Source organism: Janthinobacterium sp. TPC_1, from assembly GCF_056037845.1.
Genome location: NZ_CP195157.1, coordinates 6,065,146 through 6,089,087, shown reverse-complemented (window position 1 = coordinate 6,089,087; position 23,942 = coordinate 6,065,146). Strand labels below are relative to the sequence as shown.

At 61.7% G+C, this 23,942-nt stretch carries 16 protein-coding genes and 7 pseudogenes; 22 read left to right on the top strand and 1 reads right to left on the bottom strand.

Annotated elements, in window-relative coordinates; translation table 11 throughout:
• The first annotated feature begins 41 nt into the window (after positions 1 to 41).
• The 8 genes and pseudogenes from ACQVLG_RS29630 to ACQVLG_RS29595 all read left to right on the top strand — a co-directional run bounded on the left by ACQVLG_RS29630 (position 42) and on the right by ACQVLG_RS29595 (position 9,263).
• The gene (locus ACQVLG_RS29630) at positions 42 to 956 is read left to right on the top strand and encodes a peptidoglycan DD-metalloendopeptidase family protein (RefSeq protein WP_230542208.1); all 915 of its coding nucleotides are present in this window, start codon (positions 42 to 44) and stop codon (positions 954 to 956) included.
• Between the two features lie 8 nt (positions 957 to 964).
• Positions 965 to 1,996: an RNA polymerase sigma factor RpoS gene (gene rpoS / locus ACQVLG_RS29625; RefSeq protein ID WP_077407335.1), complete on the top strand. Its 1,032-nt coding sequence runs from the start codon at positions 965 to 967 to the stop codon at positions 1,994 to 1,996.
• Between the two features lie 131 nt (positions 1,997 to 2,127).
• Positions 2,128 to 3,470: pseudogene (rlmD, locus tag ACQVLG_RS29620) on the top strand (23S rRNA (uracil(1939)-C(5))-methyltransferase RlmD).
• A 403-nt stretch (positions 3,471 to 3,873) separates the two neighbouring features.
• A complete protein-coding gene (locus ACQVLG_RS29615; protein ID WP_474292139.1) occupies positions 3,874 to 5,802 on the top strand; it encodes a glycosyl hydrolase family 18 protein in 1,929 nt (642 codons plus the stop codon).
• Positions 5,803 to 5,889: 87 nt separating this feature from the next.
• Entirely contained in the window at positions 5,890 to 6,936 is a 1,047-nt protein-coding gene (locus ACQVLG_RS29610) for a cupin-like domain-containing protein (protein ID WP_474292138.1), read from the top strand.
• Positions 6,937 to 7,220: 284 nt separating this feature from the next.
• The gene (gene cfa / locus ACQVLG_RS29605) at positions 7,221 to 8,381 is read left to right on the top strand and encodes a cyclopropane fatty acyl phospholipid synthase (protein ID WP_474295844.1); all 1,161 of its coding nucleotides are present in this window, start codon (positions 7,221 to 7,223) and stop codon (positions 8,379 to 8,381) included.
• A gap of 28 nt (positions 8,382 to 8,409) precedes the next feature.
• Positions 8,410 to 8,745, top strand: a complete 336-nt coding sequence (locus tag ACQVLG_RS29600; protein ID WP_474292137.1) for a LysR family transcriptional regulator — start codon at positions 8,410 to 8,412, stop codon at positions 8,743 to 8,745.
• Positions 8,746 to 8,750: 5 nt separating this feature from the next.
• Positions 8,751 to 9,263: a LysR substrate-binding domain-containing protein gene (locus ACQVLG_RS29595; RefSeq protein ID WP_474292136.1), complete on the top strand. Its 513-nt coding sequence runs from the start codon at positions 8,751 to 8,753 to the stop codon at positions 9,261 to 9,263.
• A gap of 57 nt (positions 9,264 to 9,320) precedes the next feature.
• On the opposite strand, the pseudogene ACQVLG_RS29590 reads toward ACQVLG_RS29595, so the two are convergent.
• A pseudogene (locus ACQVLG_RS29590) lies at positions 9,321 to 10,006 on the bottom strand (Bax inhibitor-1/YccA family protein).
• Positions 10,007 to 10,227: 221 nt separating this feature from the next.
• On the opposite strand from ACQVLG_RS29590, the pseudogene ndk reads away from it, so the two are divergent.
• From ndk to hflC, 14 genes and pseudogenes are all read left to right on the top strand, one after another.
• A pseudogene (gene ndk, locus ACQVLG_RS29585) lies at positions 10,228 to 10,645 on the top strand (nucleoside-diphosphate kinase).
• A 124-nt stretch (positions 10,646 to 10,769) separates the two neighbouring features.
• Positions 10,770 to 11,943: pseudogene (rlmN, locus tag ACQVLG_RS29580) on the top strand (dual-specificity RNA methyltransferase RlmN).
• A gap of 11 nt (positions 11,944 to 11,954) precedes the next feature.
• Complete coding sequence (locus tag ACQVLG_RS29575; RefSeq protein WP_474292135.1) at positions 11,955 to 12,284, top strand: hypothetical protein; 330 nt, start codon at positions 11,955 to 11,957, stop codon at positions 12,282 to 12,284.
• Positions 12,274 to 12,732, top strand: coding sequence for a hypothetical protein (locus tag ACQVLG_RS29570; RefSeq protein ID WP_474292134.1), 459 nt, complete (start codon positions 12,274 to 12,276; stop codon positions 12,730 to 12,732). The genes ACQVLG_RS29575 and ACQVLG_RS29570 overlap by 11 nt, the downstream gene beginning before the upstream one ends.
• A gap of 67 nt (positions 12,733 to 12,799) precedes the next feature.
• Positions 12,800 to 13,726: a helix-turn-helix domain-containing protein gene (locus ACQVLG_RS29565; protein WP_474292133.1), complete on the top strand. Its 927-nt coding sequence runs from the start codon at positions 12,800 to 12,802 to the stop codon at positions 13,724 to 13,726.
• Between the two features lie 81 nt (positions 13,727 to 13,807).
• Positions 13,808 to 15,079, top strand: coding sequence for a flavodoxin-dependent (E)-4-hydroxy-3-methylbut-2-enyl-diphosphate synthase (gene ispG / locus ACQVLG_RS29560; RefSeq protein WP_474292132.1), 1,272 nt, complete (start codon positions 13,808 to 13,810; stop codon positions 15,077 to 15,079).
• A gap of 33 nt (positions 15,080 to 15,112) precedes the next feature.
• The gene (gene hisS, locus ACQVLG_RS29555) at positions 15,113 to 16,474 is read left to right on the top strand and encodes a histidine--tRNA ligase (protein WP_077407312.1); all 1,362 of its coding nucleotides are present in this window, start codon (positions 15,113 to 15,115) and stop codon (positions 16,472 to 16,474) included.
• Between the two features lie 54 nt (positions 16,475 to 16,528).
• Complete coding sequence (locus ACQVLG_RS29550) at positions 16,529 to 17,197, top strand: tetratricopeptide repeat protein (protein WP_326459252.1); 669 nt, start codon at positions 16,529 to 16,531, stop codon at positions 17,195 to 17,197.
• A gap of 85 nt (positions 17,198 to 17,282) precedes the next feature.
• Positions 17,283 to 18,433 (top strand): annotated as a pseudogene (gene bamB / locus ACQVLG_RS29545) (outer membrane protein assembly factor BamB).
• 4 nt (positions 18,434 to 18,437) lie between these two features.
• Entirely contained in the window at positions 18,438 to 19,784 is a 1,347-nt protein-coding gene (der, locus tag ACQVLG_RS29540) for a ribosome biogenesis GTPase Der (RefSeq protein WP_070221915.1), read from the top strand.
• A gap of 229 nt (positions 19,785 to 20,013) precedes the next feature.
• Complete coding sequence (hfq, locus tag ACQVLG_RS29535; protein ID WP_008450615.1) at positions 20,014 to 20,250, top strand: RNA chaperone Hfq; 237 nt, start codon at positions 20,014 to 20,016, stop codon at positions 20,248 to 20,250.
• Positions 20,251 to 20,364: 114 nt separating this feature from the next.
• Positions 20,365 to 21,584 (top strand): annotated as a pseudogene (hflX, locus tag ACQVLG_RS29530) (GTPase HflX).
• 2 nt (positions 21,585 to 21,586) lie between these two features.
• Positions 21,587 to 22,883, top strand: a pseudogene (gene hflK, locus ACQVLG_RS29525) (FtsH protease activity modulator HflK).
• Entirely contained in the window at positions 22,883 to 23,770 is an 888-nt protein-coding gene (gene hflC, locus ACQVLG_RS29520) for a protease modulator HflC (RefSeq protein ID WP_230542155.1), read from the top strand. The pseudogene hflK and the gene hflC overlap by 1 nt, the downstream one beginning before the upstream one ends.
• Positions 23,771 to 23,942 lie beyond the last annotated feature (172 nt).

Here is a 23,942-nt window from a genome sequence, read left to right as displayed (position 1 = left end):
CCCCGGATCAGCTAGCAAGCAGGACATACAATTACATGCGAATGATTAAGAAAAGTAACATACTTCTATGTAGCATCACCTTGGCCGCGCTGTTGAGCGGCTGCGGCACGACGGGCGTCCAGGCGCCCGTCGTCGAGCGCCATCCGTCGGGCAGCAGCGCCGCCGCCAGCGATCCGCGCGACCGCGACCCGGCCTATTACACGGTCAAGCGCGGCGACACCCTGTTGCGCATTGCCCTCGAACATGGCCAGAATTACCGCGACCTGGTGGCCTGGAATGACTTGAGCAACCCGAACGACATCAAGGTCGACCAGGTGCTGCGCGTGCTGCCGCCGAATGGCGATACGGGCGGCGCGCAGACGTCGGCCATCGTCATGCCGCCGGTGACGGAAGTCAAGCCGGCCGCACCTGCCGTGCCGAAGAAAACGGGCCCGCGCGGCGAGAAACGCGCGTATTCCGACGCCACCCTGGCCGAGCTGCGCGCCGATGGCGGCAACGGCGACGTCAAACCCGCGCCAGCGCCGGCCCCGGCCGTCACCACCGCACCGGCCGCCGCGGCAGCCCCTGCGGCATCGGCGCCCGGCGACGAGAAGATCAGCTGGATGTGGCCTTCCGAAGGCAAGGTCATCGGCACTTTCGACGAAGGCAAGAACAAGGGCGTCGATATCGCCGGCAAGGCGGGCCAGCAAGTGGTGGCCGCCGGCGCGGGAAAAGTCATGTATGCCGGGAGCGGAATCCGTGGTTATGGTAATCTTGTCATCGTGAAGCACAGTAATAGTTTATTGTCGGCGTATGCGCATAACCGCAGCATTCTGGTGAAGGAAGGGCAGAACGTCAACAAAGGCCAGGCCATCGCCGAAATGGGCGATTCCGATGCCGACCGCGTGAAGCTGCACTTTGAAATCCGCCAGCAGGGCAAGCCTGTCGACCCTTCGAAATTCCTGCCTAACCGTTAGGTAAAGCAATGACACACGCGCCGCACGACCAGCTGGACGATGACCCGGAACTGCCGGAAGACGGGGCAGACGAAGTCGTGACGGACGATGCCGGCGAACTCGACGGCATTGACGCCGTCGACGCGGGCGAGGGCGGCGAAGTGGCCAGCGTCAGCGTGCTGGTCGAAAGTGTCGATGAACTGAAAAAAGTGCTGGCGGCCGAGCTGTCGACCGATACCACGCAGCACTATCTGAACCAGATCGGCACGCGCCCCCTGCTGACGGCGGCGCAAGAGGTGCATTACGCCACCCTGGCCAAGCAGGGCAACTTCGAAGCCCGGCAAACCATGATCGAGCACAACCTGCGCCTCGTCGTGTCGATCGCCAAGCATTACATCAACCGCGGCGTGGTCTTGCTCGACATGATCGAGGAGGGCAACATCGGCCTGATGCGCGCCATCGACAAGTTCGAGCCCGAGCGCGGTTTCCGTTTCTCTACCTATGCGACCTGGTGGATACGCCAGAGCATCGAGCGCGCCATCATGAACCAGGCGCGCACGGTGCGCCTGCCCGTGCACATGGTGCGCGAACTGAATCAAATTCTGCGCGGCAAGTACCACCTGGAAGCCCAGCACCACGATGGCAAGGATGCCACCGCGGAAGACATCGCCCACCTGGTGGGCCGTCCCGTGGAAGAGGTGCAGGATATCCTGGCCCTGTCCGAACACGCCACCTCGCTCGACGCGCCGCTCGACAACGACCCGCAATCGTCCTTGATGGACATGCTGCCGGGCGCCAGCGAAGACAGCCCCGACGCGCGCGCGGAACACCATGAAATGACGGTGCTGGTGCGCGACTGGCTGACCAAGCTGCCGGACAAGCAGCGCGTGGTGATCATGCGCCGTTTCGGCCTCGACAACGACGATCCCGCCACCCTGGAAACCCTGGCCGAGGAAATGGGCGTGACGCGCGAGCGCGTGCGCCAGATCCAGCAGGAAGCGCTGATTAAACTGAAGCGCGCCATGGCGGCACGCGGCGTCGTGCGCGACTCTCTGCTCTAGGACGCCCGGTCCCGGTATTTCCGGGGCCGCATCTGCTATCATACGCCCCGCTCGCGGCGCCTGACTTTCCCCCATTCTTTCCAGTTCCAGCGCGGCCCTGCGTCCTGGCTCACTCTTACCTATTGATCGCTATGCAAGAAAATATCATCGAAATCAAATCGCTCGACATGGACGCCCGTGGCGTTGGCCATATCGAGAACGAAGACGGCTCGCCGGGCAAGGTCGTGTTTGTCGAAGGCGCGCTGCCGGGCGAGCGCGTCAGCTTTGTGACGTTCAAGAAGAAGAAAAACTGGGAAATGGCCCGCATGACGGCGCTGCACCGCGAGTCATCGATGCGCGTGACGCCCAAGTGCAAGCATTTCGACAACTGCGGCGGCTGCTCCATGCAGCACCTGGAGCCGTCGGCCCAGGTGGCCATCAAGCAGCGCGTGCTGGAAGACAACCTGTGGCATATCGGCAAGGTACGTCCGCAAAGCATCATGCGCCCCATGTATGGCCCGACGTGGGGCTACCGCTACCGCGCGCGCCTGTCCGTGCGCCACGTCAAGAAGAAGGATGCCGTGCTGGTGGGCTTCCATGAAAAGAAATCGGCGTTTGTTGCCGACATGGATAGCTGCGAAATCTTGCCGCCGCACATCTCCGCCATGCTGCTGCCGCTGCGCGGCTTGATTGCTTCGCTGTCCATCTTCGACCAGATGCCGCAGATCGAGCTGGCCGTGGGCGAAGACGTCACGGCCATGGTCTTGCGCATCATGGCGCCGTTGACGGCGGATGACGAAACGAAACTGAAGGCTTTTGCCGACGAGTACGGCGTGCAATGGTGGCTGCAGGTGAAAGGCCGGAAACGGCCGTGCCGTTCTATCCGCTGGACAAGCAATTGCACTACCTGCTGCCGGAATTCGGCGTCAAGATGCCGTTCAAGCCTGTTGATTTTACGCAAGTGAACCACCACATCAACCGCGTGCTCGTATCTAAAGCCCTGCGCCTGCTGGAAGTGCAGCCGACGGACCGCGTAGCCGACCTGTTCTGCGGCCTGGGCAATTTTACTTTGCCGCTGGCCACGCAAGGCAGCGCAGTGGTGGGCATCGAAGGCAGCACCACCCTGACGGAGCGGGCGCTGGAAAACGCGCTGGCCAATGGCCTGGCGGAAAAAACCTCGTTCTCGACGCGCAACCTGTTCGAAGTCACGACGGATGACCTGATCGCGCTGGGCAAGTTCGACCGTATCCTCGTCGACCCGCCGCGCGATGGCGCCATGGCCCTGTGTCAGGCGCTGGTCGGCCTGTCGCAAGTGCGTCCCGACCTGCTGCCCAAGCGCATCGTGTACGTGTCGTGCAGCCCGTCCACCCTGGCGCGCGACGCCGGCATCCTGGCGCTGGAAGCGGGTTATGTGCTGAGCAAGGCGGGCGTGGTGAACATGTTCCCGCATACGTCGCACGTCGAGTCGATGGCGGTATTTGATTTACCTCAGTAAGTCTGTCTGACGCGGCGGGTGGCCAGGCAGGCACCCGCCGCTGCCGTATTCAACGGCGTAGCAAGCAAGCAAGCGCAATACCACTTACAGTGTATTAAAAAACTGGTCTGTCTTTTCCCGATCCAGCGTCTTTTTTCATCCTCGCTCTGCCGTTTTTTTCATTGTCCAGTAGGACAACACGCCGTTCGCATAAGCCGCTGCGCTTTCTGCACAAAGTGGTATTGCTCACTTTGAGGCCACTTCAAAACCACTTGACCGCCTATTTTTTCAGCAGCATGCTGTTCTTGCAACTGCAAAAAAACAAGATCACAGGGTAGCTTTTTATCGAAGCAGAGTGGTATTTCCGCAAACCTGAACAGGAGACCGCGTGGAAAATTTAATACTCAAAAAAACGATCAGGAACATGATGGTATGTCTGGCCAGCGGTGGCGTGCTGGCGGCTTGCGGCGGTGGCGGCGACGCCAGCGCACCGGCTGGCTCGCAATTGCTGGCGGCCAGCACGGTGGTCGCTTGCGTGCCGTGGCAGGAGGGCGGCACGTATAACGCCGGCACGGTAGTCACTTACCTGGGCGCCAACTACACGGCCCTGGTGACGCAGACCGATCACGTGGGCTCGGGCTGGAATCCCGTTGCCACGCCGAGCCTGTGGAGTGCCGGCGGCACCTGCGACGGCGGCACCACGCCGACACCTACTCCGACGCCAACCCCGACTCCCACACCAACCCCGACACCGGCGCCAACGCCGAACCCGACGCCTACTCCGACGCCGACGCCAACCGGCGGCACGTGCGCACTGGCGTGGGTGGCCGGCACGGCCTACAGCGCGGGCGCCACCGTCAGCTATGCGGGCACGAATTACCGCGCCAACTACTGGACGCAGGGCGACAACCCGTCGACCAGCAGCGGTGCCGCCGGCACGGGCAAGCCATGGACCAGCCTGGAGATCTGCAGCACCACGCCGACGCCTACTCCAACGCCGACACCTACCCCAACGCCAACGCCTACTCCAACACCGACGCCGACACCTACCCCGACACCAACGCCAACGCCAACGCCAACGCCGAACGGTCGCGAAGTCGGTTCCTATTTCGCCCAATGGGGCGTGTATGGCCGCGATTACGAAGTGGCGAACGTGCATTCCAGCGGCGTGGCCGATAAGTTGACCTTCATCAACTATGCCTTCGGTAATATCTATCCGAAAAACGGCGGCTACGAATGCGGCATGATCACCAAGACGGAGCCGGGCGCGACGAATCCGAATTCGCCGGACGCGGGCACGGGCGGCGATGCCGAAGCCGACTACATCCGCACGCCGAAGCGCACCGTCGATGGCCAGGCCATTCCGTGGGATGCTCCATTGTCGGGCAACTTCCTGCAGTTGAAAAAGCTCAAGGCGGCGCACCCGAACCTGAAATTGTTCATCTCGCTGGGCGGCTGGAGCTGGTCGAAGAACTTCTCCGTCGGTTCTGCCACCGATGCGCTGCGCAAGCAGATGGTGCGCTCGTGCATCGACATCTACATCAAGGGCAATTTGCCGGTGCAGGGCGGTCGCGGCGGCGCGGGTGCGGCGGCCAACATCTTTGACGGTATCGACATCGACTGGGAATACCCGGTCGGCGGCGGTCAGCCGTACAACACGGTCAGCCCCAACGACAAGCGCAACTTCACCTTGCTGATGGCGGAATTCCGCAGCCAGCTCGATGCGCTGGGCGCCGCCAACGGCAAGCGCTATCTGTTGACGGCCGCCGTCGGCGCCGGCAAGGACAAGATCGACAACACGGAACCGGCCCTGTACTCGCAGTACATGGATTGGATCAATCTGATGACGTACGACTTCCACGGCGGCTGGGAAAACAGCACCAACTTCAACGCCCAGCTGTATGCCGACCCTGCCGATCCGTCGACGGGCATGGCGCGCGAATACGTGGGCGACAAGGCGGTGCAGTACATGATTGCCGCCGGCGTGCCGCGCGACAAGCTGCTGCTGGGCATACCGTTCTATGGCCGCGGCTGGACGGGCGTGGCGCCGGGTCCGAATGGCGATGGCCTGTATCAGGCGGCCACGGGCACGGCGCCGGGCACCTACGAGTCGGGCATCGAGGACTATAAAATCCTCGTCGCCAAGTCCGGTACGCGCTACTACCACCCCGTGACCAAGCAGCTGTACCTGTACACGGGTGCAGGCGGCCAGTGGTGGAGCTATGACGATCCGACCGTCATCGGCACCAAGGTGAAATACGTCAAGGACCAGGGCTTGCGCGGCGCGTTCTCGTGGGAACTCGATGGCGACGCGAATGGCGTGCTGGCGACCGAGGTGTGGAAAGTGCGGTAATGTTGATGTAGCGTAAGACGCGGCCGGATAGCCATGCTGTCCGGCCGTTTAGTCGCGTTTGGTCACACACAACACAGGAGGCGGGCGATGGCGGCGGTATCGGCATTCGGAGTCAAGCAGCACGAGCTGCAGCAGGAACAGGAACTGAGCCGCGAGTGGCGCGGCTGGATCGCGGAAAACCTCATGCTGGGCAGCCACCCGTCGGCGCTGATGCCGGTGCTGCAGCAGGCTGGCATCGCCGAGCCCCTGGCGCGCCGCGAAGTGGAGCTGGCGCTGCAGAGTCCCTACCTGGCCGGCGCCGTGCGCCTGTCGAACCGCCTGGCCAAGCGCGACTGGGTGATCGACATCCAGCGCAAGCTGAACCAGCTGCGCCCGCCCGAGATTCCCCGCCGCGAGAGGCTTTCCGCGCAGGAATTCCTGGACGAATACTATTCGACCAACCAGCCCGTCATCATCACGGGCATGCTGGACGACTGGCCCGCCATGGCCAAGTGGAGCCCGGCCTACTTCCGCGAACATTACGCGCAGCGCGAAGTGGAAGTGCAGTTCGGCCGCGAAGCTGATGCCCAGTATGAAATGAACAGCGTGGCGCACAAGCGCAAGATGGCGTTCGGCGAGTACACCAGCCTGGTCGAGAGCAGCGGCGTGACCAATGATTTCTATATGACGGCGAATAACAATTCGCAGAACCGGCAAGCCTTGCGCGAGCTGTGGGACGATATCGGCCAGTTGCCCGAGTATCTGGAGCAGAGTGGCGGCCCGACGGGTTTTTTATGGTTTGGCCCGGCCGGCACGGTGACGCCGTTCCACCACGACCTGACGAACAATTTCATGGCGCAAGTCAAGGGGCGCAAGCGCCTGCGCATCATGGCTGCCTGCGAAGTGGCGCGCGTGTACAACCAGCGCCACTGTTTTACGCCCGTCGACGGACGCGACATCGACGTGCGGCGCTATCCGCTGATGGCCGACGTGCAGGTGCGCGAATGCGTGCTGGCGCCGGGCGAGATCCTGTTCCTGCCCGTCGGCTGCTGGCATTTCGTCGAAGCGCTCGATGTATCGATGACGGTGGCGTTCACCAACTTCAAATGGGATAACGATTTTTACAGCAAGTATCCGCCGAATCACGACTTTTGATCGGCATCCGGATTGCCGCGAACACGCAGGGAACGGCCGCCGAACAGGCGGCTTTTTTCATGCTACGGTGCGCTTCTTGTATAAGATATTTCCATAAAATAATTGATTGAAATCATTTTACAGCAATTATTTTGATATGAATGGCCATGATGTTTCATTATCCAGATGGTCATGGCGGGCGGATAATTTGATGGCTGGTGTGCCGCCGGGCCTCTGAGTGGACTTGCCGGCGCGCGCCGGCACCGACAACCATCTGGAGGCGGCAGGGCATGAACACGCAGCAAATGACACAGTTACAGCAAGCACCGGCAAGTAATACTGAACTCCAGCGCGACACGCGCCTCACCCGCGAAGCGGCGCAATTGCTGGCCCGCGCCGACATCCACCTGAATGGCCGCGCCGCCTGGGACATGCAGTTGCGCAAGCCGGGCGTGCCCGAGCGGGCTTTTGCCAGCGGCAACCTGGGCCTCGGTGAAGCCTACATGGATGGCGACTGGGATGCGCAGCAGCTCGATGAATTCTTTTGCCATCTGCTGCGCGCCCGCGTGGCCGACGACGTGCGCCCCATGCGCCTGGCCTTCCACGCGCTGTATGCGCGCCTGTTCAACCTGCAGACGGAGCGCCGCGCGTGGATGGTGGGCAAGGAGCATTATGACCTGGGCAACGCCTTCTATGCGGCCATGCTCGATCCGCGCATGACGTATACGTGCGGCTACTGGAAGGATGCGAATAATCTGGCCGAGGCGCAGGAAGCCAAGCTCGATCTGGTCTGCCGCAAGCTGCGGCTGGAGCCGGGCATGCGCGTGCTCGACATCGGCTGCGGCTGGGGCAGTTTCATGCGCTATGCGGCGGAGAAATACGGGGTGCAGTGCGTGGGCGTGACGATTTCGCAAGAGCAGGTTGCGTATGCGCGCGGCATGCCGGGCGGCGAAAAGCTGGATTTCCGCCTGCAGGATTACCGCGACACCGATGAAAAATTCGACCGCATCGTCAGCATCGGCATGTTCGAACATGTAGGTCATAAAAACCACCGCACCTTCATGGAAGTGGCGCACCGCTGCCTGGAAGACGACGGCCTGTTCCTGCTGCATACGATCGGCAAAAATAAACGCCATTCCACGTGCGACCCGTGGATCGACAAATACATCTTCCCGAATGGCGACTTGCCGTCCATCGGCCAGATCGGCGACGCCATCGACGATCTGTTTGTCGCCGAGGACTTGCATAACTTCGGCGCCGACTACGACAAGACCCTGATGGCCTGGCATGCGAATGTTGAACAGGCGTGGCCGCGCTTTGCCGCCCAGCTGGGCGAGCGTTTCCACCGCATGTGGTCATATTATCTGCTGTCGTGCGCGGGCGCCTTCCGCGCGCGCGACTTGCAGCTGTGGCAATGGGTCTTGTCGAAGCAGGGCGTGCTCGGTGGCTACGAGCGCGTGAGTTGAGATGTGCGGCACCTGATATGATGGATTGATGGATATCAATCAAGCGCGTACCTTCCTGGAAGTGGCTTCCTGCGGCAGTTTCATCATGGCGGCCGAACGCATGCACGTGACGCAGACGGCCGTCAGCGCCCGCATCCGCACGCTGGAGCAGCAACTGGGGCGCCAGCTATTCGTGCGCAACAAGGCGGGCGCGCGCCTGACGCCAGCCGGCGAACGCTTCATGCGCCATGCTGCCACCATGGTGCAGGTGTGGGAGCGGGCGCGCCACCAGGTGGCCTTGCCGCCGGGGCGCGACGACGCCGTCAGCATCGGCTGCGAGCTGAGCCTGTGGCAGCCGCTGCTCGGCGACTGGCTGATACGCTGATACGCATGAGCCGCGACTGCCCCGAGATCGCCTTGCGCGCCGAAGTCGACAGCCCCGCGCGCCTGCTCGACGCCGTGCACGACGGCTCGCTGGATCTGGCCGTGCTGTACAACCCGCCGCAGCGTCCGGGCCTCGTCAGCGAGTTGCTGGCTGAGGAAAAACTGGTGATGGTGACCACGCGCGCGGACGGGCAGATGCTTGCCGATAAGTACGTGTACGTGGACTGGGGTCCCAGCTTTGCGGCCAACCACCAGGCGGCGTATCCGGAGTTGAGCAGCCCGCCCGTGTCGATCTCGCTGGGGCCGCTGGCCCTCGTCTACCTGCTGGAAGTGGGCGGTGCCAGCTACTTTCGCATCGGCAGCGCGCAGCCGTATCTCGACGGGGGCTTGCTGTACCGCGTGCGCGACGCGCCCGAATTCTCGCATTCCGCCTACGCCGTGTATGCGGCCCAGCGCGACAACCCGACCCTGGACCGCGCCCGCGCGTGCCTGCTGGAGGTGGCGGAGAAGATCAAGTAGTTTAAACAGACGTAAAAAAGCCGACCCGCGGGTCGGCTTTTTGTTTAAGCGCAAGGCTTAGTCGCGGCTGCCGCCAGCGAAGCCCAGCAACGACAACAGGCTGGTGAAGATGTTGTACACGTCCAGGTAGATGCGCAGGGTGGCCGAGATGTAGTTGGTCTCGCCGCCGTTGATGATTTGCTGCACGTCATACAGGATGTAGGCCGAGAAGATGGCGATGGCGACCATGGAGATCACGATCGACAGTGCCGACAGGCCCAGGAAGATGTTCGCCACCGATGCCAGGATCAGCACGATCACGCCGGCGAACAGCCATTTGCCCATGGCCGAGAAGTCGCGCTTCGATACTGTGGCGATCGTCGCCATCACGGCCAGGATCGTGGCCGTGCCGCCGAATGCCGTCATGATCAGCATGCCGCCGTTCGAGTAGCCGAGCGTGCGCGTCAGGATAGGCGTGAGCATCAGGCCCATGAAGAAGGTAAAGCCCAGCAGGACGGCGACGCCCAGGCCCGAGTTCTTGGTTTTCTCGATCGCGTACATGAAGCCGAAAGCGACGGCCATAAGATGATGAAGCCCATGCCGCCGGTCAGCATCGGCAAGTGCATCTGCACGCCGATGAAGGCGCCCAGCACGGTCGGTATCATGGACAGTGCCAGCAGCCAGTAAGTGTTGCGCAAGACCTGATGGCGGACTTGCTGCATGCCCCCCGACAGGTCAAAGGTGCGTTGCATGTTCTGATTCATAGTGCCTCCGTGTTGTCAATTCAAATTACTGCTTTGCCCAAGGATAGCATGAGGGCCGGAATTTGCCAAAAAAGCAGCTTAAGATTTCATTAAACTCAAGCGGCAGGGAAGGATGCCCCCTGCCTGTCTGGGTGATATGGGGTGGAGTATGGTAAAATCAAAGGTTGATTGAGTTATCAATTTACCGTTTTAAACCTTTCTTTTTATTGGAGTTTTCACACATGGCAATCGAACGCACCCTGTCGATCATCAAACCAGACGCAGTTGCAAAAAACGTAATCGGTCAAATCTACACCCGTTTTGAAAACGCTGGCCTGAAAAATCGTTGCAGCACGCATGACCCAACTGTCGCGCGAACAAGCTGAAGGTTTCTACGCAGCGCACAAAGAGCGCGGCTTCTTCAAAGATCTGGTCGACTTCATGGTTTCCGGTCCAGTCATGATCCAAGCCCTGGAAGGCGAAAACGCCGTTCTGGCCCACCGTGACTTGATGGGCGCGACCGATCCGAAGAAAGCAGAAAAAGGCACGATCCGCGCCGATTTCGCCGATTCGATCGACGCCAACGCCGTACACGGTTCCGACGCTGTCGAAGCTGCTAAAGTGGAAATCGCTTACTTCTTCCCAGAACTGAAGGCTTAATTGCCTTAGATAACGTTATTTCCTGGCGTTATCTGTGAAATAACTTATCACCCCCTGTTCCCGCTGCGCTGTGGTGCTTTGCCCCTGATGCGCGCGGGGACGGATTTTTAGAATAGACAAGATCATGAATACGACGACCCTCACCAACTTGCTGGACCTTGATCCCGCGCAACTCATCGCTACTGCGCCGAGTTGGGAGAGAAACCGTTTCGTGCGAAACAATTGCAACGTTGGATACACCAGTTCGGCGCTTCCGATTTCGACGCCATGACGGATCTGGCCAAGTCGCTGCGCGACAAGCTGGCCACGCGCGCCGAAGTGCGCGCCCCGGCCATCATCAGCGACCATACGTCGACGGACGGCACGCGCAAGTGGCTGGTTGACGTGGGCAATGGCAATGCCGTGGAAACCGTGTTCATCCCGGAAGAAAACCGCGGCACCCTGTGCATCTCGACCCAGGCCGGCTGCGCCGTGAACTGCCGTTTCTGCTCGACGGGCAAGCAAGGCTTCAACCGCAACCTCAGCGTTGGCGAAATCATCGGCCAGCTGTGGATGGCGGAATTCGAATTGCGCCGCACCAAGGGCATCGAACCGGGCCCGAAAGGCGAGCGCCAGATCACCAACGTGGTGATGATGGGCATGGGCGAGCCCCTGCTGAACTTTGAGCCGACCGTCACGGCCCTGAAATTGATGCTCGACGACAACGCCTACGGGCTGTCGCGCCGCCGCGTAACCTTATCGACCTCGGGCGTGGTGCCGATGATGGACAAGCTGTCGCAGGAAGTGCCGGTGGCCCTGGCCGTCTCGCTGCACGCCTCGAACGATGCCTTGCGCGACGGGCTGATTCCACTGAACAAGAAATACCCGCTGAAGGAATTGATGGCGGCCTGTAAACGCTATCTGGAATTCGCCCCGCGCGATTTCATCACCTTCGAATACTGCATGCTCGACGGCGTCAACGACAGCGACGAGCACGCGCGCGAACTGCTGGCGCTGGTGCAAGACCGCGAGTTCGGCGTGAACTGCAAGTTCAACCTGATCCCGTTCAATCCCTTCCCCGAGTCGGGCCTGTTCCGCTCGAAAAACCGCGCATCAAGGCCTTTGCCCAGGTACTGATGGACGGCGGCATCATCACCACCGTGCGCAAGACGCGCGGCGACGATATCGATGCGGCCTGCGGCCAGCTGGCCGGCGAAGTCAAGGACCGCACGCGGGTGCAGGAACGCATGGAAAAGATGACTGAGTATCAACAGAAATTTGGCGCCAACTTCGGCAAGATCGTGGAGATCCGCTCCTGATGCGGGGAAGCATGGCTTATCCTGGCGTACTTGCCGCGGCTGTTGTCAGCCTGGGCGTGCTGCTGGCCGGCTGTGCTTCCACCGCGGACAAAGAGCAAGCTGCCTCTGTCGAGCAGCGCGCCGCCTTGCGCTTGCAGCTGGCCAGCGCCTATTATATGCAAGACCAGTTTGCGGTGGCGTTGGCCGAAGCGGAGCAGGCGGTGCAGCTGGTGCCGGACAATGCCCAGGTGCGCGGCATGCGCGCCCTGATTTTTGCTGCCATGCGTCAACCTGTGGCTGCTGAAAAAGATTTTTCTTTACGCATTGCGCCTCGCGCCCCACAATCCCGAGTTGAGCAATAATTATGGCCTGTTTCTGTGCCAGACCGGGCGCGCGGCGCAGTCGCTGGCGTATTTTGATGCCGCATTGCAAGATGCCGCCTATGGCACGCCTGAACTTGCGCTGCATAATGCGGCCGCGTGCAGCCTGCTCATGAAAGATTACCCGCGCGCCGCCAACTACTGGCTCAAGGCGGAGCGCATCGCACCTGGCGCGGCAATGACCTATGCCGGCCTGGTGCGCGTGTATTACCAACAGCAGGATTACCGGCAAGCGGCTCATTACCTTGAGCGGCTCGGTAAAGTAGCGACAATGGAGAGCCAGGCGGCCGATGTGCTGTGGCTCGGGATCAAGGTGCAGCATAAGCTCGGGGATGCGGGTGCGGAAGCTGGCCTGGGGGCGCATTTGCGCAACCACCATTCCGCCTCCCCCGAATATGCTGCTTATCAAAATGGGGCGTTTGATGAGTGAGACAGGGATACCAATGAATTCAGAGTGGGCAGAAACGCCTCAGCAGCAGCCCCAGGGCAATCTTGCGTTGGCAGGTGCACAATTAAAGGCGCAGCGCGAAGCGCTGGGCTGGCCCGTGGAACAGGTGGCCGACCAGCTCAAGCTGGCGCCGCGCCAGGTGATCGCGCTGGAAGAGGGCGACATGGCGGCCTTGCCGAACGTGGCCGTGGTGCGCGGTTTCGTGCGCGCCTATGCCAAGGTGGTGCGTCTCGACGCGGCGCCGCTGGTGGCCATGATCGAAGTTCACCCGGCGCCGGCGCAAGACCCGGCCGCGCCCGTGCGGCGTGAGATTTCCGCCACGTTCTCCGAATCGCGCTTTCCGTCGATGACGCAGCGCTCGTCGAACCAGACCCCCCTCTGGATCGCCGGCGCCGTGGCCGTCGTCGTGGCGGCCGCCTTTGGCGCCTATAAACTCGGCTATGTGCCGGCCAGCCTGCTGTCCTCGCAGGCCGGGAAAGAAACGGCGCATGCGGACGTGGGCCCCGTGGAAACGACCCTGATCAAGCCGGGCCAGGATTTGACGCCCGTGCAGACGCCATCCGTGCCCCTGATTTCCGTGCCGCCGCCGCCAGGCAACGATACGCAGACGGGCGCACCGGCCTCCGCCGCCGCTTCGGCGCCGGCCTCCGCCGTGCCGCCAGCAACTGCGCCGGCAACGCCGCCAGCGGCGACGGCCGCCGTCACGCCGCCCGTTGCCGCCGCCGCCCCTGCCGTGGGCGCGAATGCGCTGGTGCTGAAGGTGGAGCAGGATTCCTGGGTCGAAATCCGCCGTCCCGGCGCTTCGCCGCTGATTTCGCGCATGGTCAAGGCGGGCAGCACGGAAACATTCGATATCACGGGCCCAGCCACCTTGGTGGTGGGCAAGCCGGGTGTCGTGCAGGCAACTTTGCGCGGCGCCAAGCTGGACTTGCCGACCGTGGCGGGCGGCACGATTTCGCGTGTGAGCATTAAATAATTATCAAAAAAGCATCAATCAGGTATTGAAATCAGTCGTTTAAGCAAGTAGTTTAAATAAGCAAACTCACAAGATAATATTATGGCTACCTCGAAAACAGTGATCGGCTCCGGCCCTTCCGGCCGCCGCGACAGCCGCAAGGTACTGATCTCGCATGGCCAGCGCCAGATCTGGGTGGGCGGCGACGCCCCCGTGGTGGTGCAGTCGATGACGAACACGGATACGGCCGACGCCATCGGCACGGCGATCCAGATCAAGGAACTGGCGCGTGCCGGTTCGGAACTGGTGCGCCTGACGGTGGACCGTCCGGAAGCGGCCGCGGCCGTCCCCTACATCCGCGAGCAGCTCGACAAGATGGACATCGACGTGCCGCTGGTGGGCGATTTCCACTACAACGGCCATACCCTGCTCAACGATTATCCCGATTGCGCGCGCGCGCTGTCGAAGTACCGCATCAATCCGGGCAACGTGGGCAAGGGCGCCAAGCGCGACACGCAATTTGCGCAAATGATCGAAGCGGCTTGCAAGTACGACAAGCCGGTGCGCATCGGCGTGAACTGGGGCAGCCTGGATCAAGCCTTGCTGGCACGCATCATGGACGAAAACGCGGGCCGCGCCGAGCCATGGCCGGCGCAAGCCGTCATGTACGAGGCGCTGGTGACGTCGGCGATTGAAAACGCCGTGCGCGCCGAAGAGCTGGGCCTGGGCCGCGACAAGATCATCCTGTCGTGCAAAGTTTCTGGTGTGCAAGATCTGATCGCCGTGTACCGCGAACTGGCGCAGCGCTGCGACTATCCGCTGCACCTGGGCCTGACGGAAGCGGGCATGGGCAGCAAGGGCATCGTGGCGTCCACTGCGGCCCTGGCCGTGCTGCTGCAAGAGGGCATCGGCGACACCATCCGCATTTCGCTCACGCCCGAACCGGGCGGCGACCGCACGCGCGAAGTCATCGTCGGCCAGGAAATCCTGCAAACCATGGGCTTGCGCAAGTTCGCGCCCATGGTGATCGCCTGCCCAGGCTGCGGGCGGACGACGTCGACCACCTTCCAGGAACTGGCCGACAATATCCAGACGTATCTGCGCGAGCAGATGCCGCCGGAGTGGAAAAAATCGTATCCGGGCGTGGAAGCGATGAACGTGGCCGTGATGGGCTGCATCGTCAACGGTCCCGGCGAATCGAAGCATGCGAACATCGGCATCAGCCTGCCCGGCACGGGCGAGTCGCCGGCCGCCCCCGTGTTTGTGGACGGCGAAAAAGTCGTCACCCTGCGCGGCGAACGCATCGTCGAGGAATTCCAGGACATCGTCTTGAAGTATGTACAGAGTCACTATGGAAACACGGTTGCCGTCTGAGCCTGATCCGATAAAAAAGCAAAGAAGAACACTATGTCCGAAAATAAGAAATTCGATAAAATTACCGCGGTGAAAGGCATGAACGACGTGCTGCCCGCCGACGCCCCGCTGTGGGAATTGTTTGAAAACACGGCGCAATCCGTGCTGCAAAGCTACGGTTTCCAGCAGATCCGCACGCCGATCGTGGAAGAGACGAAGCTGTTCGCGCGCGCCATCGGCGCCGTCACCGATATCGTGGAAAAGGAAATGTATTCGTTCACCGATTCGATGAACGGCGACAACCTGACCCTGCGTCCTGAAGGCACGGCCGGCGTGGTGCGCGCCGTGGTCGAACACAACCTCGTGTACGAAGGCCCGAAACGCCTGTGGTACAAGGGCCAGATGTTCCGCCACGAGCGCCCGCAAAAGGGCCGCTACCGCCAGTTCCACCAGTTCGGCGTGGAAGCCATCGGTTTCACGGGCCCGGACATCGACGCCGAGATCATCATGCTGTCGCGCCGCCTGTGGGATGACCTGGGCCTGGAAGGCATCCGCCTGGAATTGAACTCGATCGGCGACGCGGCCGAGCGCCTGCGCCACCGCGCCGACCTGATCGCCTACCTGGAAAGCCACAGCGAGCTGCTCGACGAAGAAGCCAAGCGCCGCCTGCACAGCAATCCGCTGCGCATCCTCGACACCAAGAATCCTGCCATGCAGGACCTGGTCAATGGCGCGCCGAAGCTGCTGGACTACCTGGGCGAAGAATCGCTGGCCCACTTCCACGGCGTGCAGAAGATCTTGAACCACAATAATATCCCGTTCACCATCAATCCACGCCTGGTGCGCGGCCTCGATTACTACAACCGCACGGTGTTCGAGTGGGTCAGCGACAAGCTGGGCGCGCAAGGCACGGTCTGCGCCGGCGGCCGCTATGACGGCATGGTGGAAATGTTCGGCGGCAAATCGACGCCCGCCGTCGGTTTCGGCATGGGCGTCGAACGCCTGGTGCTGCTGATGAAGGATGCGGCTGAGCCGGAAGCCCCGGCCCAGTGCGACGTGTATCTGGTGCACCAGGGCGAGCAGGCTGGCTTGCAAGCGTTCGTGCTGGCCGAGCGGATTCGCGATGCAGGCCTGGACGTTGTGCTACATTGCGCAGCGAGCAACGGCGGCGGCAGCTTCAAGACGCAAATGAAAAAAGCCGATGCCAGTGGCGCGGCGTTTGCCGTGATCCTGGGCGACGATGAAATCGCCAACAATGTTGCCACGGTGAAAGCCATGCGCGAAGCCGATGCGGGCGCGCAGCAGAACACGGTGCCGTTCGACGATGTCGTCGATTACGTGGTGGACCAGATCATCGGCGACCACGATTGCGGCCACGACCATGGTCCTGGCGGCCACGTGCATCACCACCATTAATTTGCAGCAAGACCGTACTACCCTCGATCAACTACTCATTCAAACTGACGACCCATGGCATACGATCACGAAGAACAAGAACAACTGGCAACCCTCAAGGCCTGGTGGCAGCGCAATGGCAATCTGACCTCCTGGGTCCTGATCGTGGCGCTGGCCGGCTACAGCGGCTGGGCTGGCTGGCAGTACTACCAGCGCACGCAGGCGGCGCAGGCGGGCCAGCTGTACGACGAACTGCAAAACGCCATCGCCGCCAAGGACACGGCCAAGGTGATGCGCGCGGCTGGCGACATGCAATCGCGCTTCAGCGGCACGGCATATGCGCAGATGAGCGCCCTGGCCGCGGCCAAGGTGGCGTTCGACGCGAATGACCTGAAAACGGCGAAGACCCAGCTGCAATGGGTGGCCGAGCACGGCACGGAAGAGTACAAGGCCATCGCCAAGCTGCGCCTGGCCGGTGTCTTGCTGGACGAAAAAGCCTACGATGAAGCGTTGAAAGTGCTGGCGACGGCCACCGTGGCGCAATTTGCCGGCGCCGTGGCCGACCGCAAGGGCGACATTCTGGTAGCGCAAAACAAGCTGGCCGATGCGCGCACGGCCTACCTGGCCGCGATAGCCGCGACGGACAAGAACAATCCAGGCCGTCAATTGATCCAGGTCAAACTGGAAGCGATCGGCGGTACGGTGCCGGAAGACAAGGCCAAGGCTGACAAGGCCGCCGCCTGACAGGAACACTGATGGTGCGGCCGCGCGGCGTTGTGCGCCGCCTGCCGTGCCCTTACAAGTACAAGAAAAAGGTTGGATAACACTTATGCGTGTCACTGAAAAGCTGGTAGCTGCAAGTCTGTTGGCCCTGATGGCCGGTTGCTCGTCCTGGAATCCGTTCGCCTCGAAAGATCCGAAAGTCGAACCGGCCAAGCTGGTCGAGTTAAAATCGAGCATTGCCGTGCGCGACGCCTGGAAGTATTCGATCGGCAAGGCCGGCGTGTACGCGTTTACGCCTGCGCTGGCCGGCAACAGCCTGTACGTGGTCAACGCCGATGGCGCGCTGGCGCGCCTGGATGCGGCCAGCGGCCGTGAAACGTGGCGCATCAAGGCCGGCAGCGACATCACGTCGAGCGCCGGCAGCGATGGCAGCGTGGTGGCCGTGGGCGCCGCCAAGGGCGCCGTGCTGGCGTTTGACGCCGATGGCAAGCAGTTGTGGAAGGCACAGGCCTCCAGCGAAGTATTGACGTCGCCCGTCGTGGGGCAGGGCGTGGTCGTGGTGCGCAGCGTGGACAACCGCATCGTCGGCTTCGACGCCAAGACGGGCGAACGCAAGTGGACGGTGCAGCGCGCGCGCCGCCAGCAGCATTGACCTTGCGCAATGCGCCGGGCATGGTGCTGGGCGGCGCGAATATCTACGTGGCCCAGCCGGGCGGCAAGCTGCTGGCACTGACGGCGGCCACCGGTGTGGTACGCTGGGAGATCGTCGTCAGCGAACCGCGCGGCGCTACCGAGCTGGAGCGCGTCTCCGATATCGCCGGCGCGCCGGTGGTGTTCGAAGGCGAAGTGTGCGCCGTCACCTACCAGGGCAAGGCGGGCTGCTTCGATGCCGCCACGGGCGTGCCGCGCTGGACCAAGCCGGTCTCGTCCGATGTGGGCGTGGCCGTCGACCAGCGTTTCGTGTTCGTCGCCGACGCCCAGGGCGCCGTGGTGGCGTTCAGCCGCGAAGGCGGCCAGAGCGCCTGGAAGAATGAGGCGCTGGCGCGCCGCCGCCTGTCGACGCCGGCCTCCTACGGCCGCAGCGTCGCCGTCGGCGACTATCAAGGTTATATCCACTTCCTGTCACGGGAAGATGGCGCATTAATAGGTCGTGTCAGTACCGACGGTAGCCCGATTGTTTCGGCTCCTGTTGTTGCCGGTTCGAATTTGATTTTTCAAACCCAATCAGGGACAGTGACCGCTCTCGCGGTCGAGTAATACAATGAAGCCGGTTATTGCACTAGTAGGTCGACCCAATGTTGGGAAATCGACTTTATTCAATCGTCTGACCCGCTCGCGCGATGCGCTGGTGGCGGATTTGCCTGGGTTGACGCGCGATCGTCACTATGGCGAAGGCCGTGTCGGCGAACGTCCCTTCCTGGTCATCGATACGGGTGGTTTCGAACCCGTCGCCAAGGAAGGCATCATGCACCAGATGGCACTGCAGACCAAGCAGGCCGTGGCCGAGGCCGACGTGGTGGTGTTCATCGTGGATGGCCGCCAAGGCCTGACCCCGCATGACAAGACCATCGTCGACTTCCTGCGCAAGAGCGGTCGCCCGGTCTTGCTGGTGGTCAACAAAAGCGAAGGCATGCGCTACACGGCCGTCGTGTCCGAATTCTATGAATTGGGCATGGGCGATCCGTATGCGATCTCGTCGGCGCACGGCGACGGCGTCAACGACCTCGTCGAAGTGATGCTGGACCTGGCGTTCGCGCAGCGTCCGGACGAGCCCGAAGAGCTGGAAAAGACCGACCGCGGCATCAAGATCGCCCTCGTCGGCCGTCCGAACGTGGGCAAGTCGACCTTGATCAACACCTTGCTGGGCGAAGAGCGCGTGATCGCCTTCGACATGCCGGGCACGACGCGCGACTCGATCGAGATTCCGTTCGAGCGCGATGGCCAGCAATACACCTTGATCGACACGGCCGGTATCCGCCGCCGCGGCAAGGTGTTTGAAGCGATCGAGAAATTCTCGGTGGTGAAAACGCTGCAGTCGATTTCCGAAGCCAACGTGGTCGTGCTGATGCTCGACGCGCAGCAGGATATTTCCGAGCAGGATGCGCATATCGCCGGCTTCATCCTGGAATCGGGCCGCGCGCTGGTCGTGGCCGTGAACAAATGGGATGGCTTGCAATCGCACCAGCGCGATGAAATCAAGATCGATATCGACCGCAAGCTCGATTTCCTGTCGTTCGCGCAGATGCATTTCATTTCGGCGCTGAAGGGCACCAACATCGGTCCACTGATGAAATCGCTCAACGCCGCCTACGCGGCCGCCATGTGCGACCTGTCGACGCCGAAGCTGACGCGCGCCCTGATCGAGGCCGTGGAGAAGCAGGAACCGCGCCGCAAGGGCTCGATCCGTCCGAAGCTGCGCTATGCCCACCAGGGCGGCATGAACCCGCCTGTGATCGTTATTCACGGCAATGCGCTCGACGCCGTTGGCGATCCGTACAAGCGTTATCTGGAAAAGCATTTCCGCGATACGTTTGCCCTGGTCGGCACGCCGCTGCGCATCGAACTGCGTACGGGTAAAAATCCGTTTGCACGCACGCCAAGCAAGTAAAATTAAGTGCATATTAAGGCGCCGCAGAGATAATGCGGCGCGCCGACAGCCAATTCAATGGCTTTTGCACGGAAATAATAAAGTGTTAATGCGCCATGCGCGACAGCGATCGCGAAAACAGGTTACAGTAGCTATGACGCATCTTTCTTTCTTTGAAAGGTGTGAGAGCACTTGAAATCAAGCGAGTCGCCTCCAATTCTTACACAACAACATAAACAACGGAGCTGTTATGAGCAACAAAGGGCAACTGTTACAAGACCCATTCCTCAATGCATTACGCAAAGAGCATGTTCCTGTCTCGATCTACCTGGTCAATGGCATTAAATTGCAGGGCCATATCGAATCGTTCGATCAATATGTCGTATTGCTGCGCAATACGGTCACGCAGATGGTGTACAAGCATGCCATCTCGACAGTGGTGCCGGCCCGTGCCGTCAATCTCAATATTGAATCTGAAGCGGAGTAAAGCGTTGAGCTTGACGGCCCAGCGCCTTTCACCCTCCATCGCCCCCGTCCGCGCCAGCGGCGCTGATGCGTTTGCATCGGCGTCGGCGTCCGCCGCAACTCATCAGATGCCATCATGCGCGCGGCACTAGTCGGGGTTGACTTCGGTCACAGCGACTTCGCCGCCAGCATGGAGGAACTTATGCTGTTGTCGCGTTCGGCTGGTGCGGATCCGATTTCCACCATCACGGCCAAGCGTTCCAGTCCCGATTCCGCGTATTTCGTCGGCAGCGGCAAGGCCGATGAAATTGGCGACGCCGTCGTCAACGATGGCCTGGAAATCGTCATCTTCAATCACGCCCTCTCGCCCGCCCAGCAGCGCAATCTGGAAAAGCGCCTGAATGTGCGCGTGCTCGACCGTACCAGCCTGATCCTCGACATCTTCGCGCAGCGCGCCAAGAGCCACGAGGGCAAGCTGCAGGTCGAGCTGGCCCAGCTGCAGCATCTGGCCACGCGCCTGATCCGCGGCTGGACCCACCTGGAACGGCAAAAGGGCGGTATCGGCTTGCGCGGTCCCGGCGAGACGCAGCTCGAGACCGACGCCGGCTGATCGGCGAGCGCGTCAAGTCCTTGCGCGCGCGCCTGGAAAAGCTGCACAAGCAGCGCGAAACGCAGCGCCGCGCGCGCGGCCGCAATCACACATTCTCCGTGTCCCTCGTCGGCTATACCAATGCCGGCAAGTCGACCCTGTTCAATGCCGTGACCAAGGCCGGCGTGTACGTCGCCGACCAGCTGTTCGCCACCCTGGACACCACCTCGCGCCGGGTTTACCTGGGCCAGGAAGTGGGCAATGTGGTGATCTCCGACACGGTCGGCTTCGTGCGCGAATTGCCGCATCAGCTGGTGGCTGCTTTCCGCGCCACGCTCGAAGAAACCATCCATGCCGATCTGCTGCTGCACGTCGTCGACGCCGCGTCGCCGGTGCGCATGGAGCAGATCGAGCAGGTCAACCTGGTCTTGAAAGAGATCGGCGCCGATCATATTCCGCAAATCCTCGTGTGGAACAAGATCGATGCGGCCGGGCTGGAGCCTTCGGTGGAGCGCGACGAATATGCTACGATCAGTCGCGTGTTCGTCAGTGCGCAGAAGGGTAGCGGGCTCGACCTGCTGCGCGATGCGATCGTCGAGATGGCCAGGAAGGCGCCCGGTTCGGCCCATCTGTACCAGAACGATGAAGCACAGGAAGATCAGTTTGACGGTCAGTACGACCAGCACGATGGCGCCGCCCCGGACCAGGACGAAGAGCCTGGCGAGGACGATAGGATTTCCACCCACTCCCAAGTCGGAACACGATAGTTATGCTTGTCTCCCTACTCAAAAAAACAGGCTTGAAGTTGTCCCTGAACGATCCCCGCTGGGGCAATCGCAAGGACGACGGCAAGAAAGCCCAAGAAGGCAAAAAGCCCGGCGAAGGTCCGCCGGACCTCGATCAGCTGTGGCGCGATTTCAATCAGCGCCTGAACGCGTTTTTCGGACAGAAGAACCGTCCCGACAACGGCGGCAATAACAACGGTGGCGGCAGCGGCCCGCGTCCCGACATGAAGGGCGCCGGCATCACCGCCGGCGTGGTCGGCGTGATCGCCGTCTTCATCTGGCTCGCCAGCGGCGCGTTTATCGTGCAAGAGGGCCAGAGCGGCGTGGTGCTGACGTTTGGCCAATACACGCGCACGGCGCCGGCCGGTCTCAACTGGCGCTGGCCGTATCCGTTCCAGACCGATGAAACCGTCAACGTGTCGCAGGTGCGCACGGTGGAAGTGGGTTACCGCCAGTCGCTGCGCAACAAGCAGGCCAGCGAGTCGCTGATGCTGACGGACGATGAAAACATCATCGACATCCAGTTCGCGGTGCAGTACACCTTGAAAGATCCGGTGGAATGGCTGTTCAGCGTGCGCGACCAGGAAGACACCCTGCGCCAGGTCGCCGAGACGGCGATCCGCGAAGTGGTCGGCCGCAGCAAGATGGACTTCGTGCTGTATGAAGGTCGCGAAAAAGTGGCCTTTGACACGCAGAAATTGATGCAGCAGATTCTTGATGGTGTATAAGGCTGGCGTGTTGATCAACAACGTGACGATGCAGGCCGTGCAGCCGCCGGAGCAGGTGCAAGCCGCCTTCGACGATGCCGTCAAGGCAGGCCAGGACCGTGAGCGCCAGAAGAATGAAGGCCAGGCCTACGCCAATGACGTCATTCCAAAAGCACGCGGCTCAGCATTCCGCCTGCTGCAGGAAGCCGAGGCCTACCGGGCCATGGTGACTGAGAACTCCGAAGGTAATGCGTCGCGCTTCAAGCAGGTGCTGGTCGAATACCAGAAGGCGCCGGCCGTCACGCGCGACCGCATGTACCTGGAAACGATGCAGCAAGTGTTCAGCAGCGCCAGCAAGGTCATGGTCGACGCGAAGACGGGCAGCAATCTGCTGTACCTGCCGCTCGACAAGTTGATCGCCCAGCAGGCGGCGTCGGACGCCTCGGCCGCGGCAGCGCGCGCCGCAGCGGCCGCACCCGCAGCCAATACCGTAATGCCACAGGAAGCCATGCAGACAGTAGAAGTCAATTCGCGTCGCGACAGCCGCTCTTCGCGTGAACGGGAGAGCCGCTAATGAACCGTATCGTCGCCGCCCTGATCGCGGGCTTTATCGCGATCATGCTCTTGTCCTCGACCGTGTTCGTCGTCGATCAGCGTAAATACGCGGTCGTCTTCGCCCTCGGTGAAGTCAAGGAAGTCATCAGCGCGCCGGGCCTGTATTTCAAGCTGCCGCCGCCGTTCCAGAACGTCATCTACCTGGACAAGCGCATCCTGACCCTGGACACGCCGGAGCCGGAACGCTTCATCACGGCCGAGAAGAAGAACATCCTCGTCGACGCGTATGTGAAGTGGCGCATCGTCAATCCGAAGACCTATTTCCGCAGCTTCGGCGGCGATGAAAGCCGCGCCCGCAACCGCATGTCGCAAATCGTCAAGGCCGCGCTGAACGATGAAATCACCAAGCGCACGGTGCGCGAAGTGATCTCGGGCGAGCGTGGCAAGGTGATGCAGGCGATCAAGGCCAAGGTGGCGGCCGAGGCCGAGGCCATCGGCGTGGGCATCGTCGACGTGCGCCTGAAACGCGTCGACTATGTCGAGCAGATCAACAACTCCGTGTACGAGCGCATGAAGTCCGAGCGCGTGCGTGTGGCGAATGAACTGCGTTCGACCGGTTCGGCCGACTCCGAGAAAATCCGCGCCGATGCCGACAAGCAGCGCACGGTGATCCTGGCCGAAGCCTACCGCGAAGCCGAGAAGATCCGCGGCGAGGGCGATGCCAAGGCGTCGCAGATCTATGCGGAAGCGTTTGGCAAGAATCCGGAGTTCTACAAGTTCTACCGCAGCCTGGAAGCCTACCGCGCCACCTTCAAGGACAAGGGCGACGTGATGGTGGTCGATCCGAGCTCGGAATTCTTCAAGTACTTCAAGGGTAACGGCACGGCCGCTCCGTCCAAGAAGTAAGGCAGCATCGCACTGCACCCGGCCGCAAGGACGGGGGCGGCAGCAGCGGGGCCGGCATCGATGCCGGCCCCGTTTTTTTTGTGCCTGCCAAGCTGTTGCGGGAAGGCGTAAAATGCGGTGTTTTTAGGGCTGTGCGGCAGCGATTCGGACAACTTATCCCTAAAGGCCCGTG

Excerpts from the sequence above, each read along its gene's own strand:
- ACQVLG_RS29630 (WP_230542208.1), top strand. The coding sequence starts at position 42 with ATGATTAAGAAAAGTAACATACTTCTATGTAGCATCACCTTGGCCGCG.
- rpoS (WP_077407335.1), top strand. The coding sequence starts at position 965 with ATGACACACGCGCCGCACGACCAGCTGGACGATGACCCGGAACTGCCG.
- ACQVLG_RS29615 (WP_474292139.1), top strand. The coding sequence starts at position 3,874 with ATGATGGTATGTCTGGCCAGCGGTGGCGTGCTGGCGGCTTGCGGCGGT.
- ACQVLG_RS29610 (WP_474292138.1), top strand. The coding sequence starts at position 5,890 with ATGGCGGCGGTATCGGCATTCGGAGTCAAGCAGCACGAGCTGCAGCAG.
- cfa (WP_474295844.1), top strand. The coding sequence starts at position 7,221 with ATGACACAGTTACAGCAAGCACCGGCAAGTAATACTGAACTCCAGCGC.
- ACQVLG_RS29600 (WP_474292137.1), top strand. The coding sequence starts at position 8,410 with ATGGATATCAATCAAGCGCGTACCTTCCTGGAAGTGGCTTCCTGCGGC.
- ACQVLG_RS29595 (WP_474292136.1), top strand. The coding sequence starts at position 8,751 with ATGAGCCGCGACTGCCCCGAGATCGCCTTGCGCGCCGAAGTCGACAGC.
- ACQVLG_RS29575 (WP_474292135.1), top strand. The coding sequence starts at position 11,955 with ATGGCTTATCCTGGCGTACTTGCCGCGGCTGTTGTCAGCCTGGGCGTG.
- ispG (WP_474292132.1), top strand. The coding sequence starts at position 13,808 with ATGGCTACCTCGAAAACAGTGATCGGCTCCGGCCCTTCCGGCCGCCGC.
- hisS (WP_077407312.1), top strand. The coding sequence starts at position 15,113 with ATGTCCGAAAATAAGAAATTCGATAAAATTACCGCGGTGAAAGGCATG.
- ACQVLG_RS29550 (WP_326459252.1), top strand. The coding sequence starts at position 16,529 with ATGGCATACGATCACGAAGAACAAGAACAACTGGCAACCCTCAAGGCC.
- der (WP_070221915.1), top strand. The coding sequence starts at position 18,438 with ATGAAGCCGGTTATTGCACTAGTAGGTCGACCCAATGTTGGGAAATCG.
- hfq (WP_008450615.1), top strand. The coding sequence starts at position 20,014 with ATGAGCAACAAAGGGCAACTGTTACAAGACCCATTCCTCAATGCATTA.
- hflC (WP_230542155.1), top strand. The coding sequence starts at position 22,883 with ATGAACCGTATCGTCGCCGCCCTGATCGCGGGCTTTATCGCGATCATG.